The sequence below is a fragment of the Flavobacterium sp. genome (assembly GCF_965277525.1).
In the GTDB taxonomy this organism is placed as follows: Bacteria; Bacteroidota; Bacteroidia; order Flavobacteriales; family Flavobacteriaceae; genus Flavobacterium.
In genome coordinates this window covers 291,751-310,816 of the sequence record NZ_CBDIDC010000002.1, presented here as the reverse complement: position 1 = coordinate 310,816, position 19,066 = coordinate 291,751, and the positions used below count along the sequence as shown (strand labels likewise).

Genomic DNA, 19,066 nt, shown 5'->3' with positions numbered 1-19,066 from the left:
TAAGAGCCCCGAGTGCTTCGGGGCTCACTTTTGTTATGTTATTTCAATACCTCAATCCATCCGTTATAATCTTTAATCCCCTCAGTTGTTTTGAGTTTAAAGATGTAGTAATACGTTCCTCCGCTTAATCCGGTTGCACTCCAGCTATTGTCATAACTATCAGAACGATATACCTGATTACCCCATCTGTTATAAATCATTAGAGGAGAACCTGGATAATATTCTAATTCTTTAATAACGAATTTGTCATTAAAGCCGTCGCCATCAGGTGTAATAACATTCGGAATAAAAATACCCGGAAGCGCTACTTTAGTTGGATTAGTTGAACATGTAGTACATGGTCCAGGGCTTGGATCTGTAGTCGTACTAGTTGTTGTAACCGAATTAACCAATGTTGTTCCTGCAAAAAGAATAGGTGTTTTAACAGTCACTTCATAGATAGCTACAAGGCCATTGCCAAGTATAGCTAGCGTTTCATTTAAGTCCCCAATACCAGAAGCATTAGGATACGTTACTCCAGAAGAAGCAACAGTACTCCAGCTGCTTATAGTAGTTCCAGTAGGTGCATTGTCTATAATGTTCACAGATTCTGCATCTCCAGGTCCCTGATTGGTTACTGTAATACGGTATATCACTTCCTCGCCAGGAACAAACGTTGTTTGACTAGGATCTTTTAGTGTTTTTACTGTATTAAGGTGGGCACCAGGTACAACTTTAGGACCAGCAATAATAGGATTACTTGAACAAGTGGTACAAGCCCTTGGATTTGGATCCGGTGTTGTACTTGTGGCTGTTACTGAGTTCACCAAAGTTCCTGTAAAGTCAGCAGGAGTCTGAACCGTTACCTCATAGGTAGCTGTTGCCCCGTTGGCTAATGTTACAAGGGTTTCATTTAAATTCCCTGTACCTGAGGCATTAGGATACGTTACTCCCGCAGTAGCAACAGAAGTCCAATTGCTTATAGTGGTTCCTGAAGGTGCGTTGTCTGTAATACTTACTGCAGCTGCATCACTAGGTCCCTGATTGGTCACTTTAATAAGGTAAACCACTGCATCTCCTGGTGCAAATGTTGTTTGCGTTGGATCTTTTAGTGTTTTAACCGTATTTAAATGTGCCATTGGTACTGAAGGGGCTGGACTAGTGCTACAAGTCGTACAAGGCGTTGGATTTGGATCCGGGGTTGTACTTGTTGCAGTTACAGTGTTCACCAAAGTTCCTGTGAAATTACCAGGAGTCTGAACTGTTACCTCATAGGTAGCCGTTGCTCCGTTGGCTAATGTAGCCAGCGTTTCGTTTAAGTTCCCAGTACCTGAAGCATTAGGATACGTTACTCCCGTAGAAGCAACAGAAGTCCAATTGCTTATAGTGGTTCCAGCAGGTGCATTATCTGTAATAGTTACAGCAGCTGCATCACTAGGACCGTTGTTGGTCACTTTAATAAGGTAAACCACGGCATCTCCTGGTGCAAAAGCTGTTTGCGTTGGATCTTTTAGTGTTTTAACCGTATTTAAATGTGCCAATGGTGCTGCAGTCGTTGGACTAGTACTACAAGTCGTACAAGGCGTTGGATTTGGATCCAGTGTTGTACTTGTTGCAGTTACTGAGTTCACCAAAGTTCCTGTAAAGTCACCAGGAGTCTGAACCGTTACTTCATAGGTAGCTGTTGCTCCGTTGGCTAATGTAGCCAGCGTTTCGTTTAAGTCTCCCGTACCTGAAGCATTAGGATATGCTACTCCCGTAGAAGCAACAGAAGTCCAATTGCTTATAATCGTTCCAGCAGGTGCATTATCTGTAATAGTTACAGCAGCTGCATCACTAGGACCGTTGTTGGTCACTTTAATAAGGTAAACCACGGCCTGTCCAGGAACAAATGTACTCTGAGTTGGATCTTTTAGTGTTTTAACCGTATTTAAATGTGCCATTGGTACTGAAGGGGCTGGACTAGTGCTACAAGTCGTACAAGGCGCTGGATTTGGATCCGGTGTTGTACTTGTGGCAGTTACAGTGTTCACCAAAGTTCCTGTAAAGTCACCTGGAGTCTGAACCGTTACCTCATAGGTAGCCGTTGCTCCGTTGGCTAATGTAGCCAGCGTTTCATTTAAGTTCCCAGTACCTGAAGCATTAGGATATGTTACTCCCGTAGAAGCAACAGAAGTCCAATTACTTATAGTGGTTCCAGCAGGTGCATTATCTGTAATAGTTACAGCAGCTGCATCACTAGGACCGTTGTTGGTCACTTTTATAAGGTAAACCACGGCATCTCCTGGTGCAAAAGCTGTTTGCGTTGGATCTTTTAGTGTTTTAACCGTATTTAAATGTGCCATTGGTACTGAAGGGGCTGGACTAGTGCTACAAGTCGTACAAGGCGTTGGATTTGGATCCGGTGTTGTACTTGTGGCAGTTACTGAGTTCACCAAAGTTCCTGTAAAGTCACCTGGGGTCTGAACCGTTACCTCATAGGTAGCCGTTGCTCCGTTGGCTAATGTAGCCAGCGTTTGGTTTAAGTTCCCAGTACCTGAAGCATTAGGATATGTTACTCCCGTAGCAGCAACAGAAGTCCAATTGCTTATAGTGGTTCCAGCAGGTGCGTTGTCTGTAATAGTTACAGCAGCTGCATCACTAGGACCGTTGTTGGTCACTTTTATAAGGTAAACCACGGCATCTCCTGGTGCAAAAGCTGTTTGCGTTGGATCTTTTAGTGTTTTAACCGTATTTAAATGTGCCAATGGTGCTGCAGTCGTTGGACTAGTACTACAAGTGGTACAAGGCGTTGGATTTGGATCCAGTGTTGTACTTGTTGCAGTTACAGTGTTCACCAAAGTTCCTGTAAAGTTACCAGGAGTCTGAACCGTTACTTCATAAGTAGCTGTTGCCCCGTTGGCTAATGTTACAAGCGTTTCATTTAAGTCTCCTGTACCTGAAGCATTAGGATACGTTACTCCCGATGAAGCAACTGAAGTCCAATTACTTATAGTCGTTCCTACAGGTGCATTGTCTACTATATTTACAGCAGCTGCATCACTAGGACCGTTGTTGGTCACTTTTATAAGGTAAACCACTGCATCTCCTGGTGCAAAGGCTGTTTGCATTGGATCTTTTAGTGTTTTAACTATATTTAAATGTGCCATTGGTACTGAAGGGGCTGGACTCGTACTACAAGTCGTACAAGGCTGTGGATCTGGATCCGGGGTTGTACTGGCGGCGGTTACGGAGTTCACCAAAGTTCCCGTAAAGTCACCAGGAGTCTGAACCGTTACCTCATAGGTAGCTGTTGCCCCGTTGGCTAATGTAACAAGGGTTTCATTTAAGTCTCCCGTACCTGAAGCATTAGGATACGTTACTCCCGCAGAAGCAACAGAAGTCCAATTGCTTATAGTCGTTCCTACAGGTGCGTTGTCTGTAATAGTTACAGCATCTGCATCACTAGGTCCATCGTTGGTTACTGTAATAAGGTAAACCACGGCCTCTCCTGGTGCAAATGTGCTCTGAGTTGGATCTTTTAGTGTTTTAACCGTATTTAAATGTGCCATTGGCGCTGAAGTCGTTGGACTAGTGCTACAAGTCGTACAAGGCTGAGGATCTGGATCCGGGGTTGTACTGGTGGCAGTTACCGAGTTCACCAAAGTTCCTGTAAAGTCACCAGGAGTCTGAACCGTTACTTCATAGGTAGCTGTTGCCCCGTTGGCTAATGTAACAAGGGTTTCATTTAAGTCTCCTGTACCTGAAGCATTAGGATACGTTACTCCCGCTGAAGCAATAGAAGTCCAATTGCTTATAGTCGTTCCAGCAGGTGCATTGTCTGTAATACTTACAGCAGCTGCATCACTAGGACCGCTGTTGGTCACTTTAATAAGGTAAACCACGGCCTGTCCTGGTACAAAGGATGTTTGCGTTGGATCTTTTAGTGTTTTAACCGTATTTAAATGTGCCATTGGTACTGAAGTCGTTGGACTAGTACTACAAGTCGTACAAGGCTGTGGATCTGGATCCGGGGTTGTACTCGTGGCAGTCACTGAGTTCACCAAAGTTCCTGTAAAGTCACCAGGAGTCTGAACCGTTACTTCATAAGTAGCTGTTGCCCCGTTGGCTAATGTTACAAGCGTTTCATTTAAGTCTCCTGTACCTGAAGCATTAGGATACGTTACTCCCGCTGAAGCAATAGAAGTCCAATTGCTTATAGTCGTTCCAGCAGGTGCATTGTCTGTAATACTTACAGCAGCTGCATCACTAGGACCGCTGTTGGTCACTTTAATAAGGTAAACCACGGCCTGTCCTGGTACAAAGGATGTTTGCGTTGGATCTTTTAGTGTTTTAACCGTATTTAAATGTGCCATTGGTACTGAAGTCGTTGGACTAGTACTACAAGTCGTACAAGGCTGTGGATCTGGATCCGGGGTTGTACTCGTGGCAGTCACTGAGTTCACCAAAGTTCCTGTAAAGTCACCAGGAGTCTGAACCGTTACTTCATAAGTAGCTGTTGCCCCGTTGGCTAATGTTACAAGCGTTTCATTTAAGTCTCCTGTACCTGAAGCATTAGGATACGTTACTCCCGATGAAGCAACTGAAGTCCAATTACTTATAGTCGTTCCTACAGGTGCATTGTCTACTATATTTACAGCAGCTGCATCACTAGGACCGTTGTTGGTCACTTTTATAAGGTAAACCACTGCATCTCCTGGTGCAAAGGCTGTTTGCATTGGATCTTTTAGTGTTTTAACTATATTTAAATGTGCCATTGGTACTGAAGGGGCTGGACTCGTACTACAAGTCGTACAAGGCTGTGGATCTGGATCCGGGGTTGTACTGGCGGCGGTTACGGAGTTCACCAAAGTTCCCGTAAAGTCACCAGGAGTCTGAACCGTTACCTCATAGGTAGCTGTTGCCCCGTTGGCTAATGTAACAAGGGTTTCATTTAAGTCTCCCGTACCTGAAGCATTAGGATACGTTACTCCCGCAGAAGCAACAGAAGTCCAATTGCTTATAGTCGTTCCAGCAGGTGCATTGTCTGTAATAGTTACAGCATCTGCATCACTAGGTCCATCGTTGGTTACTGTAATAAGGTAAACCACGGCCTCTCCTGGTGCAAATGTGCTCTGAGTTGGATCTTTTAGTGTTTTAACCGTATTTAAATGTGCCATTGGCGCTGAAGTCGTTGGACTAGTGCTACAAGTCGTACAAGGCTGAGGATCTGGATCCGGGGTTGTACTGGTGGCAGTTACCGAGTTCACCAAAGTTCCTGTAAAGTCACCAGGAGTCTGAACCGTTACTTCATAAATAGCTGTTGCTCCGTTGGCTAGTGTAGCCAGCGTTTCATTTAAGTCTCCCGTACCTGAAGCATTAGGATACGTTACTCCCGAAGAAGCAACTGAAGTCCAATTGCTTATAGTGGTTCCTACAGGTGCATTGTCTACTATATTTACAGCAGCTGCATCACTAGGTCCCTGATTGGTCACTTTAATAAGGTAAACCACGTCCTGTCCTGGTGAGAATGTGCTCTGAGTTGGGTCTTTTAGTGTTTTAACCGTATTTAAATGTGCCAATGGCGCTGAAGTTGATGGACTCGCACTACAAGTCGTACAAGGCTGTGGATCTGGATCCGGGGTTGTACTTGTAGCAGTTACGGAGTTCACCAAAGTTCCTGTAAAGTCACCAGGAGTCTGAACCGTTACCTCATAGGTAGCTGTTGCCCCGTTGGCTAATGTAACAAGGGTTTCATTTAAGTCTCCCGTACCTGAAGCATTAGGATACGTTACTCCCGCTGAAGCAACAGAAGTCCAATTGCTTATAGTGGTTCCTACAGGTGCATTGTCTACTATATTTACAGCAGCTGCATCACTAGGTCCCTGATTGGTCACTTTAATAAGGTAAACCACGTCCTGTCCAGGAGCAAATGTGCTCTGAGTTGGGTCTTTTAGTGTTTTAACCGTATTTAAATGTGCCATTGGTACTGAAGTCGTTGGACTAGTACTACAAGTCGTACAAGGCTGTGGATCTGGATCCGAGGTTGTACTCGTGGCAGTCACTGAGTTCACCAAAGTTCCTGTAAAGTCACCAGGAGTCTGAACCGTTACTTCATAAGTAGCTGTTGCCCCGTTGGCTAATGTAACAAGGGTTTCATTTAAGTCTCCTGTACCTGAAGCATTAGGATACGTTACTCCCGCAGCAGGAACTGAAGTCCAATTGCTTATAGTAGTTCCTACAGGTGCATTGTCTACTATATTTACAGCAGCTGCATCACTAGGTCCATCGTTGGTTACTGTAATAAGGTAAACCACGTCCTGTCCTGGTGCGAATGTGCCCTGGGTTGGGTCTTTTAGTGTTTTAACCGTATTTAAATGTGCCAATGGTGCTGAAGTTGATGGACTGGTACTACAAGTCGTACAAGGCTGTGGATCTGGATCCGGGGTTGTACTTGTGGCAGTTACGGAGTTCACCAAAGTTCCCGTGAAGTCACTTGGCGTTTGAACCGTTACTTCATAACTAGCTGTTGCTCCGTTGGCTAATGTAACAAGGGTTTCATTTAAGTCTCCCGTACCAGAGGCATTAGGATACGTTACTCCCGCTGAAGCAACAGAAGTCCAATTGCTTATAGTGGTTCCTACAGGTGCATTGTCTACTATATTTACAGCAGCTGCATCACTAGGTCCATCGTTGGTTACTGTAATAAGGTAAACCACGGCCTCTCCTGGTGCGAATGTGCTCTGAGTTGGGTCTTTTAGTGTTTTAACCGTATTTAAATGTGCCATTGGCGCTGAAGTTGATGGACTCGTACTACAAGTCGTACAAGGCGTTGGATCTGGATCCGGTGTTGTACTTGTGGCAGCCACTGAGTTCACCAAAGCTCCCGTGAAGTCACTTGGAGTCTGAACCGTTACCTCATAGGTAGCCGTTGCCCCGTTGACTAATGTTACCAGCGTTTGGTTTAAGTTCCCAGTACCTGAGGCATTAGGATACGTTACTCCCGCTGAAGCAACAGAAGTCCAATTGCTTATAGTGGTTCCAGCAGGTGCGTTGTCTGTAATAGTTACAGCAGTCGCATCACTAGGGCCATCGTTAGTCACTGTAATAAGGTAAACCACGGCCTGTCCAGGAGCAAATGTACTCTGAGTTGGATCTTTGAGTGTTTTAACCGTATTTAAATGTGCCGATGGTGTTGGTATTGGCGTAGCGCTAGAGCTGTCATTATCCGGTTTTGGATCATTTTCATTACCACTAATGGTTGCTGTATTGGCATAATTGCCAGTCGCAAGCACTGTGGCTGTAATAGATAGATAGACAGTAGAGCCGTTAGCCAAATTACCAATAGTCCATATACTACTATTTAAGTCAACAGTACCTGCTGTAACAGTAACACCTGTCGTAGTGTATCCCGTTGGTATGGCATCATTTACTATAACTCCTGTAGCATCACTTGGTCCATTATTGGTAGCTGCTACAGTAAATACAACAGTACTCCCCACGGCAGGATTTGAGTTATCTACTGTTTTAAGTACGGCCAAATCGGTAGTAGGAGTTGGTGTTGGTGTAGATACAGAACTGTTGTTACCAGGTGTTGGATCATTTTCTGTACCTGCAATTGTTGCTGTATTGTCATAAGGACCAGTAGCATTTACAGTAGCAGTAATTGTCATAGTTGAACTTATCCCATTAGCCATTGTACCAATATCCCATATACCAGTAGCAGGATCATAAGTTGTTGCTGAAGGCTCAGTTGAACTTACATAGATATAACCAGCAGGTAAAAGATCTGTTACAGTAATTGCTGTTCCATTACTTGGACCATTATTTGTTGCTACCAATGTAAAAATTACATTACTGCCCACAGCAGGATTAGATTTATTTACAGTTTTAACTACGGATCTATCTGTAGTTGCTATAGGTAAAGTGGAAGCTGTGGAACTGTTATTGGCAGTTGTTGGATCATTTTCATTCCCACTAATACTTGCTGTATTGTCATAATTACCACTTGCATTGACTTTAGCAGTTATTGTCAAGGTAGCATTTGCAGCACTAGAAAGTGTACCTATATTCCATAAGCCTGTGGATGGGATATAAGTAGTTCCAGCTGCAGGAACTGCACTTATGTATGTATACCCGGAAGGCAGTATATCATTTACATATATTCCCGTTCCAGTGCTAGGACCATTATTTGTTGCTACCAAAGTAAATACAACATTTGTCCCTACTGCGGGAGTTAAATTATCAACTGTCTTTGCAAGAGAAAGATCTGTAACTGGTGAAGGCAGAGGTGTAACACTAGAATTGTTATCTGCAGGAGATGGATCATTTTGCGTACCATTTATAGAAGCCGCATTGGTATAAGGACCATTTGCATTAACTATTGCTGTAATTGTCATCGATGCAGTTGCATTTGCCAATATAGAATTTATTGTCCACACACCTGTTGCCGGTATATAATTTGTTCCTGCGGTTGAACTTTGGAAAGTATATCCTGCAGGAAGTAAATCAGTTACACTGATACCTGTTCCATTACTTGGTCCGCTGTTTGCTGCAGTAAGTTTAAATACAACTGTACTTCCAACAGCAGGCGTCAAATTATCAACTGTTTTTACAATTGTTAAGTTGCTCTCACTTGTAATAGTAGTCGTTACTGAACTGGCATTATTGGTCAGGTTATAGTCAGTAATCGCTGCAGATGAAGTTACTGTAACATTATTATTTATTGCACTTGCAGTTGGTGATGCATTTACTATACCACTTACATTTATAGTGATGTAATTTGCTGTACCAGATGCAATATCAGCTGTTAAATTAATGGAGTTTGTTGTTCCGTTACCGCTACCAATAAATGAAGCTGAACCGCTGGCTACAGCGTTCCAGTTTACATTTTGAACATCGGCAGGGATTAAATCCTGAATTGTTAAATCAGTTACATTCAAAGGGCCATTGTTCCCCACTTTAATGGTGTAATTAATAGGTCCACCTGCAACTGCAGTTGCAGGCCCTGATTTTTGGACAAACAAATCTGTTGATTGATTAACCGAAGTAGTTACTGAACTTGCCGGTGAACCATTAGGTGTAGTTACATTTACTGTGTTGGTAAATGTAGTTGGTGTACCTGAATTTACTGTACCTTCTATGACCAAAGTTAAATTGGCATTTGCTACAGTACTTTGACCAGGAATAGATATTCCTGAAATACTAATATTTGGAGATGTGCCCGTTTGAGGGGTTGCAACGCCATCAATAGCAGCACCATTATTTGGAGTAATTGTCCAGCCTGTAACTGTTATAGAAGACGGAACATTATCAACAAGTAGTCCGTTAATCACATCAGGATTACCTGCATTGGTTACTACAATGGTATATGTAATTGGATCGTTAATATTTACGATCGCCGGTCCATTTTTAGACACCCTAACATCCTGAGTACTATCTACCAAAGTATTAATTGTACTGCTTGCAGAAGAAGGATTAGGGTCACTTACAGGACTACCAGCAGGGAATAAAGCTGAAGCAGTATTACTGAATTCTGGATCGGTAGTAGCCGGATCTACAGTTCCGTTAACCACAAAGTTAACCACACCGGTTCCAGCAGGAATGTTTCCTGTTATATTAATATCACCACTTCCAGATGTACTGCTTAAGGTAGCGCCTCCAGTAGTTGTAGCAGTCCAGGTAGATCCTAGGATTTCAGCAGGAATGATATCTTTAATTTCCAATCCCGGTGCATTACTAGGCCCAGTGTTTACGATACGGATCGTATAAGAAATCGCATCGCCGGCACCAATATTAGCAGGCCCAGATTTGGTTACTCTTACATTGGCTTGTCTGGAAACTATTGAGGTTGCTGTACTTGTCACTGTTGTACCACCCGGTGGGGTTGCTGTTGCAGTATTTGCAATTGTAGCTGCTGCATAATCACCGTCAAGAATTCCGTCTACAGTTACCAGAACACTTCCAGTACCCGCAGGGATATTTGCAAGAAGGTTTTGTATGTTACCAGTTCCTGATGCATTGCCGTTTATTGTTGCAGCACCTTGAGGAGTTGCAGTCCAGTTTGTGGCAGTAAATCCAACAGGCATAGTATCAACAATGACAACGTCATTAGCATCAGAAGGACCTGAATTACTTACTGAAATAGTATAACTATAACTTTCTCCCGCAAATAAAGCAGGAGGGCCGCTTTTTTGAATTTGAATGTTTGTTATTTGTGTAACAGTAGTGTTTATCGTGTTAGAGTTTATAGCTGGACTCCCCGGTGTATTTATACTAGCGGTATTAGCGAGTGTCGTAACTGTAGAGGAAGAAGGAAGTGTACCTGTAATATTGATTGCAATACTATTTGCAGCTCCAGTAGGAATATCTCCAGTTACAGCAACATTATTACCTGTGCCACTTGCACCTGTAGCTATTACTGCTGCACCTTGTGCTATAGCCGTCCAGCTAACATTAGTTAATGCTACCGGAACATCATCTATAATAGATTGTGCCAAAGCGTTTCCTGTACCATTATTACTTACTGTTACAGTATAATTTACGGTATTACCTGCACTACTATCTGAGGGACCCGTTTTAACCAGTCGTACATCTATTGGTTTAGGCGTTACACTAGAAGCGTTATCAGATGAGTTTGGATCATTTTGCGTACCCGATATAGTGGCTGTATTGCTATAATTCCCGGTAGAGTTTACCTTAGCTGTGATAGCTAAAGTTGCATTTTCCCCATTAGTAAGCGAACCAATAGTCCATAGACCTGTACCAGAATTATAAGTTCCAATTGATGGACTAGCGCTAATAAAGGTATAACCAGAAGCTATTAAATCGTTAACTTGAACACCAGTTGCATCACTTGGTCCTGCATTAGTAGCTGTTAAGTTAAACACAACATTATTACCAACATAAGGTGTTGGATTATCAATTGTTTTTACAATGCTTAAATTACTGGTAGCTACCGGAACAGGTGCAAAAGTAGAAGTGTCATTACCTGGAGTAGGATCATTTTCTGTACCTGTAATAGTTGCCGTATTTGCATATTCTCCAGTTGCATTTAGCGTGGCCGTGATATTAATAGTAGCACTACCTCCATTTGCCAAATTTCCTATAGTCCATAAACCAGTAGTTGGATTGTAATTTGTGCCATTTGGTGCTGTTGCGCTTACATAGGCATAACCAGACGGTAAGAGATCAGTTACGACAATTCCTGTACCTGCACTAGGGCCATTGTTGGTTGCAACTAAAGTAAATACCACGTTGCTACCTACAGCAGGCGTTGCATTGTTTACCGTTTTAATTACCGAACGATCAGTTGTAGGGGTAGGGGTAGTGACAACACTAGTACTATTATTACCAGTCACAGGATCGTTTTCTACACCGCTTATAGTTGCAATATTGAGATAGGTTCCTGTTGCATTTACCTTTGCAGTAACTGTAAGTGTAGCACTAGTTCCACTTGCCAAAGAACCGATGGTCCATGAACCTAGAATGGCATTATATGTTGTTGTACCGGACGGGACGGAACTTACATAGGTGTAACCCGTTGGGAGTTGATCAAGTACTCTGATACCTGTACCCGGACTAGGACCATTATTGGTTGCCGTCAGGCTAAATGTGACATTACTGCCTACAGCAGGTGTAGCATTGTCTACAAATTTAGTAACCACCAAATCTGTTACCGGAACAGGAGTTGTTATAGCTGTAGAAGTATTGTTAGCCGATGTTGGATCATTTTGAAGACCAGCAATGGTTGCCGTATTGGCATAAACTCCTGTTGGATTTACCGTTGCAGTAATGGTCAGTGTTTTGCTGTCTGCATTGGCTAGGTTATCTATACTCCATATGCCTGTACCAGGTGTATATGTTGTACCTAGCGCAGGCGCTGCACTCACAAAAGTATAACCTGTAGGAAGTAAATCAGTAACGTTAATTCCGGTTCCTTCACTTGGTCCGTTATTGGTTGCGGTCAATGTAAAGACTACATTAGTACCTACTGTAGGGGTGACATTACTTACTGTTTTAACTATCGAGAGATCAGTAGAAGCACTAGGAATTGGAGTGACAGTTACCGAATTATTAGTCAGATTAGGATCATTTTCGTTTCCTGAAACCGTTGCTGTATTGCTATAATCCCCTATGGCATTAACTTTAGCTGTTACGGTAAGCGTAACGCTGGCCGCATTTGCCAGATTACCAATAGTCCATAATCCCGTAGCAGAATCATAATTTGTTCCTGCAGCTGCGCTAGAACTCACATAAGTATAGCCCGAAGCAAGCATATCAGTTACCTTAACACCAGTAGCGTTATTAGGACCATTATTCTTTACCACTAAGGTAAATACTACATTGGAGTCTACTATTGGTGTCAGATTGCTAGCAACTTTAGTAATTGCCAAATCTGTTTGTGGGTTGAATGTTCCAATCCCAATTGCAGTAATTGCAGAAGATGCTGGTGTCGTTCCTGTTAAGGTACTACCGGCAGTATTGCCTGAAGCTGTTGCACCGCCACTCAAATCTATCCATGCCGAGCCGTTCCATCCTACCAGCCTTAAATTAGCTGTCGTACTAAACGCACTTACATCAGGGATTGATGCTGTAATGGTAAGACCGTTCGTATTGCTACCACTGAAAGGAACCAAATCCCAAAATCCTACTTTGCTTACTCCAGTAACTCCACCCGTAAAAGTGGCTGTATTATGAGTGATGCCATCTGTAGGGTCTGTTACTGTACCTGGATCACCTGTAAACCAGGCAACCCCCAACTGCGTCGCTGTCGACGTGGGAGCAGAGATTCCGAGGGTTCGTAAATTTACGCCATCTCCTACAGGAAAGGTAAATGCCGTATTCCCGAGTTTGGAAACATAGCCATTCACATGTGCTGTATTTGCTGCTCCTGCCCAGCTTGAGCCGGCCACAAAGGTAACATAACCCTGTGGACTGTTACGAGCCGTGACTATGTAACCGGGTTGGAAATTATGCTGACCGAAAATGGCCATTACGCCCGAGTTGGCTACATACGTATTTCCAAAGCTACCTGATTGCGCTGTAGACCGCATGCCCCATAGGAGCAAGACTAACAGAGGTAAATACCTCATCAGCTTTTTATCAAAATTCATTATTGATACCATAACTTTGTCTTTAATGTTATAAAATAATTAGGGTAATTTATTTGTTCATACTATTCTTTTAAGGTATTGGCATGTAATTATTTTTCTACTATTCTTAAAAAAGGAAGTCCTATATATTTGCCCACTTCTCGTTTATGCCACTCCAAGTAGCAGTAAAAATTGAATTATTCCTTTATCTTCATGTATACATATATTATATTCAAATTTACCCCTCTATTGCCCTGTCACTAAAAATGTAAATGGCCGATTGGAAAGAGCACCACTAGCATTTCCGGTTTTGATACGCAAGATGCTATTACTAAGAAATCCCACCTGGGCATTATCGTTAGTAAGCAACCTATTACCAGCAATTGCCGGATTTGGTTCATCTATGCTACCAGTATAGGCATCAACAATGTTTACAGAGATGCCGTAAATTTGAGTATAAGGAGTATTAAATTTAATATCAAAAATACCAGCCACGGGATTAGATACGCTATATCCTGAACCTACTACAGAATTGATACCTCCAGCTCTTGGTGTGACGTTCGTATTATTTGTCCCAACTGCATAGTTACCATTAATAACTCTACTGCTGGCTAGTGTACCTCCAGAACTATTATTAAACTTAACGTAAATAGTACCTCCCAAAAACCTTGTTGCGTCATCCTGTGCTGCAACAATAGTTGTTTTTAAAACTCCATTAGCATCTACTACTAGTGCTTTATCTGTCGTTGAGCTACTAGGCTGAATTCCTGCAATGGCCAATGTATTGGTAGGCGTAGTTGTTATTACAGTAGGTGTAATTAATACTCCTCCTAACGTTATATTTGCACTAGTACTTGTTAAACCATTATTGGCAGCAATATCTGTCTGGCTTAAAGTTTTTAACCATTGAGTTCCATTATTGTAATAATATCCAGGCGATACAGCAGTAGCTCCAACTCCAGCTGTGGCGATATTATAAACCGTCATTCCTGCAACATGAGCTGTTAATGGCGCAAATGATGTTGTGCTCACCAGGGAAACACGTGGCATAAGTAACCCTTTAGAAATACCTTCCAGCTCGAATAAGGAGTTGGCATTTATAGTAGTAGGATTGTTCCCTACTTTCACTTGGGCAGAGAGAGTACTAACAAAGAAAAGGCCCGAAATTAATAAGTAAAATAGTGTTTTCATAGTGTGTGTTTTTTTATTATTTTGTTTATAGTTAAATAACTACTTCTTAAATTTACGACAAGGAGTAACCTTGAGGAATTTATCCTTATTTCTAAATAAAGCAAAATGCATTTGATTATTGAGTTAGACCAGATCAATTTCAATTGTATTGATCATCATGGTCATCTTAATTAGAAGCGAGATTAAAATAGTTTATATCTTGTAATGACGTATATATTTTTTGCCAAAGTGTAGTTATTAGTCATAAATTTAGGTTTTTAGTTGATATTTTAGTTTCTAGTTTTTACATCTTACAGTATCATTTCTTCACATCAAAAAACCATAGTGCATTTTTGATATTTTAGAATGTTTTTCTTAAATATTCAATAACTTTTTATTACATTTGAGAACAAAACAATCCATTGAGGAATTTATCCTTGTTTTTTAACAGAGTAAAATTTGTTTGATTGTTGAGTTAGACCAGATTAATTTCAATTGTAATAATCATCATGATCATCTTAATTTAGAACCGAGATCAAAATAGTTTATATTTTGTAATGACATATATGTTTTTTGTCGAAGTGTAGTTATTAGCCATAAATTTAGGTTTTGGGTTGATATTTAATTTTAGTTTCTAGTTTTTATATCCTTAAAACAATTATAGATTCTTTGTTAATTCTTCAATCAAAAAAAACTTTCCTGATTTTGGAATTTTACAATGATAACCTATAAAGATCATTAATAAAAAGTGATTAGTTTTTATCAATGCTTATGTTTATGCTGTATTCATGGGATTTATTGTTGGCCAGAAAATATTCCAAACCCAAAAAAGAAAAAACCAAAGGCGGTAATTGTTTGTTTTAATACAATAGGACTCCAAACATGAATTACCATATTTTTAAAATAAAAAAAACAATTTGAATATTCAATAAAATTCAGATCAACAGGGGGCTATTAATCTTATTCTATAATAAATAAACTTAAGGTTATCTTTTTAATATTATTTATAAAAAAAATACTATAATTATTCATAAATTTAAAATACTACTCTTTTAAAGTTTTACAATTACTAAAAAAAATTAAATAGATAGTGATTAATTACATATTAAAATATTTTTTTTTCTTGTAATAAAATTACTAAAAATTTATGTTAATCAATTAAAAAAAATGTTAAAATTACACAAAAAAACACGTAGAACCCTACATTTAATACTTTGGTAAGTTTTTTTTACACTAGTCTAACCTATTTATCTCAGGTGTAGCACGGGTTTAAGTTATGTAGTAAAAAATTACAACTGAAAATAAAAAGATCGTTTAAAATCAAATTTAACGGTTAAAATACATGTTTTTTCTGCGTTTTTTTAGTATATCATTCTCTTTTTTGTTTCTCAGTATATAACTTAAGATCAAAAAAAACAACAAAAAATGTAATTAAAAATGCCATATTAGCATCCAGGAAGTAATAGTATGTTTTTTTTATATGGATATTATGAATAAAGTAAGCTGTACAAATGAACACAAAAGGCTTTTGAAAAGTAGTTTGAAAATATAAAAAATATTTCACTCTATTGGTTGTTTTTTCAGGAATTTCATACAGAAGAATCCTTTACGCTACATCATCAGTTTTAGTGAAATCTTTTTTTAATATTGCTTTTTAAGCTCCTCTAATACCTCACTATACACTACTAGTGAATGCCTTAATTTTACGCCAAGTAATTCCAAAATTAAAAAATACATAAATCTTTTACACAATCTTCAGCATAAAGCCTTACATTTTATCATAAATAAGCTTATTACACAACAAAATATTTTTGATCAGTAAAAAAATATTTTGTTGTCTAACCATCTACAAAACGTAGTTAAACAAATTATTATGTAGTTAATTATTGCAAAAATCGATAATAGGCACTGAATGATGTTCAGATCGACCGAATTATAGAAATGGCATGGGAATACCGGACGCTCTTTGATGCAATACATTTTCAATTTAGCCTGGCTGAAGCCAATATCAAAGCTTTAATGAAAAAGACAAACCGGGCAATATAGTATACTTTCTGAAGGGCATGTTTATAATGCAAGCCTGTTACCCTATGTTACAAATGTTTGTGCACCGGTGATTGGGCAGGCTGTAAAAGCATGGGCATCAGTAAGGTAAACAAAGAATCCGAAAGTAAATTCAATGAATTAAAAGCTCATTATCAAAGTTTAATCGTAGATTTTCACTGGAATGAACTGCTATACAATGTCAGATTTTCTTTTGAACCAATTGTCGGAGAGATTTATCATTAATATAAGGATACCAATGGTTTTAATTTTTTCTGGCTAATTGCACCGGAAGAATGGAGTAAGGAACATGTGGGATATACTTTTAAAAATAGGTAAATTGATACATGGCTTTTTTATAGCGTTAACAAATAAGAATAAGAATTGATAAATGACTTGTCTTGCTATAGGGAATATGAAGCAAAAGTATTATGAAGGTCTAATTATTTTTAGTCCTAAAAACCGATCAAAGCTCGATAGCCAAAAATCGTGTAATAAAATTCAAAAACAAAAAAAAATAGATTTATATCTATATTGTTTTATTATACATTCAATAATGTGTTGTCGACAGTTTAAATTTAAGTTATCAATCATCACAATCTTATGAGCCATTTAGTTTTTTGATATAATTTTTTCATAGATCTTTTTTGGGATATATAATTTAAATAAAATATAACTCTCCGCCAAGAAAAATAAGTTAATCGCAAAATGAATGGGAACGACCGAATATTTATTTAACAATGAAAAGCTAACTAAAAAAAGAGAAATTTCAATTATACCATCTTTCACCTATTTAAACAAAATCAGATAATCAAAGATATATTTATAAACTCTGTAAAAAAAAGTTAAAATCATATCTACCAACCGTATAAGGTAGATATAAACAAAAATATTATTCAGTATACAAAGAATTTGAGAAATAAGAAGCACTGCGAGAACATTAAAATTCAACTAAAACCATGTTAAAAAAAATCAATTGGTTAGACTGGAAAAATTACTTCAATGGGCCAGCAGATCTCAAAATGAAATTACCGTCTTAATTCTGTTTAATATATCATACAATTTCATAATTTGACAAATAAAATATTAGATATTCACTAACAATTTAAACTAAAATAATTCCAAATTCTGATGAATAATTTAAATAAAATAATTTGGTCAAAGCATTCCGAAATTATTGGTCAAATTATACAAAAAGAATGTATTTTGACTGACCAATTTTTTTTTATCTCTTTTTTTCCAATATAGTAACGGCAACAATATCAACATTTACAATAGTTCCTGTTTCCTTTTTTGACGGCTTTACAAGTCCAAATTATAATTAACTAATACGCTCAAAGTATTTTTATATTAATAAAAAGCAGAATTAGGCTCTCCAAAAATTTTTTGAATAGCCTTTATTTTAAATCCAAGGCGTTTGACAAATCAAGACTTTACTTATTTGCAATATGGCAGAAACATTAGTATATTGTAATGCATCTTCAAATAGGATTTCTTTATTAGGGAGAAAGCTGGTGTAGAAATCCTCAACCCTTTCAAAAAAAAGGTGTCCAATTATTTGATATGAGATAACCTCCTCATTGACTCCTAAATCGACTATATTTTCTTCTATGGCAATTCCTTTTAGTACATCTGCAAAAATAGATTTAGACAAAGGCATATGTTTTTCCAGATAATAGGACACATCAAACCAATCGCCTTTTTTAATAGGATAAAAAATAGTTACTTTTATCATGCTCTTTGATTCTGATGATTTAAACTAATTTTTCACATTCAATGACACTAGAAATCTGTGTATTGGTTGCAATAAGTTTTTTGAATGACAATCCGGATTCTTTCAAAAGGTGCTTAAACTCTTTTAGCGTCCGTTCTTTTCCCGTAGCCATTGCCATCACATTTAAATCCAGTAATTTCCCTGCATGAGGTTCATTCAATACATCTGGAATAACCGAATCTATAATCAATAATTTACCTCCAATAGGCATTGCTTTATGACATACTTTAAGCAAAATAATTGCTTCGGCATCATTCCAATCGTGGATTACCCATTTTGATAAATAAAGATCTGCATTGGCAGGTATTTCCTCAAAGAAACTACCGCCAAAAACTGTACATCGCTCTTTTAGATCTTCGGGAATTTGTTTGCAGCTTGTCTCTACAACATAAGGTTCATCAAAAACAATCCCTTTACTTAAAGGTGATGCATAAAGTATGGAAAACATCATTGCACCATTCCCCCCTCCAATATCTACGATCGTTTTATAAGGAGAAAAATCATATGCATCAATAATTCCTTTTAATACTGCGCCCGATACCCCTGCCATAGCCTTCATAAGATTAGCACCTGCAGCCGGATTGTCTTTATAATAATCCCAAAGCGATTTTTCGTGAACATCATCAAAAGGCACTTTTCCAGTTTGTACACCATACGTCAGATTCCCAAAAGCCGGAAAATGTTCTCCTAAATTGGCCAGTGCCCACGGCTTTATAGAACCCGGAACATCTGACAATAAAGTCCCCCCTAAATCATTGATACGAAATTTACCATCGGGTAATTCCTCAAAGATACCTACACTTGCTGTGGCACGTAAAAGACGATATAAAGATATTTCATGAGAATTCGATTCTTTTGCCAGTTCTGCTAAAGTTTTTGGACCATTGGCTAGCAAATCTGCAATTTGCAATTTTGCAACAGAATAAATGGCGCATGCAATCCAGTATCCACTGATCAATTCATACATTTTAAAAGTACACTCAGGATTATTAGGAAGATTTTTCATATTAAATAATTGTATTTATTT

4 protein-coding genes and 1 pseudogene are annotated in these 19,066 nt (G+C 39.0%); 1 reads left to right on the top strand and 4 read right to left on the bottom strand.

Features of this window, described 5'->3' with window-relative positions; all coding sequences use genetic code 11:
- Window positions 1–38 precede the first annotated feature (38 nt).
- The gene (locus tag ACQY44_RS03510) at window positions 39–13,085 is read right to left on the bottom strand and encodes a gliding motility-associated C-terminal domain-containing protein (RefSeq protein ID WP_428229029.1); all 13,047 of its coding nucleotides are present in this window, start codon (window positions 13,083–13,085) and stop codon (window positions 39–41) included.
- A 213-nt stretch (window positions 13,086–13,298) separates the two neighbouring features.
- On the bottom strand, window positions 13,299–14,180 hold the full coding sequence (locus ACQY44_RS03505) for a hypothetical protein (RefSeq protein ID WP_428229028.1): 882 nt from the start codon (window positions 14,178–14,180) through the stop codon (window positions 13,299–13,301).
- Between the two features lie 1,983 nt (window positions 14,181–16,163).
- On the opposite strand from ACQY44_RS03505, the pseudogene ACQY44_RS03500 reads away from it, so the two are divergent.
- Window positions 16,164–16,250 (top strand): annotated as a pseudogene (locus tag ACQY44_RS03500) (DUF2805 domain-containing protein); the annotation flags it as partial.
- A 1,417-nt stretch (window positions 16,251–17,667) separates the two neighbouring features.
- On the opposite strand, the gene ACQY44_RS03495 reads toward ACQY44_RS03500, so the two are convergent.
- Together ACQY44_RS03495 and ACQY44_RS03490 are read right to left on the bottom strand one after the other, a co-directional pair.
- Complete coding sequence (locus tag ACQY44_RS03495) at window positions 17,668–18,000, bottom strand: EthD family reductase (RefSeq protein WP_428229027.1); 333 nt, start codon at window positions 17,998–18,000, stop codon at window positions 17,668–17,670.
- Between the two features lie 19 nt (window positions 18,001–18,019).
- Window positions 18,020–19,045, bottom strand: a complete 1,026-nt coding sequence (locus tag ACQY44_RS03490; RefSeq protein WP_428229026.1) for a methyltransferase — start codon at window positions 19,043–19,045, stop codon at window positions 18,020–18,022.
- Window positions 19,046–19,066 lie beyond the last annotated feature (21 nt).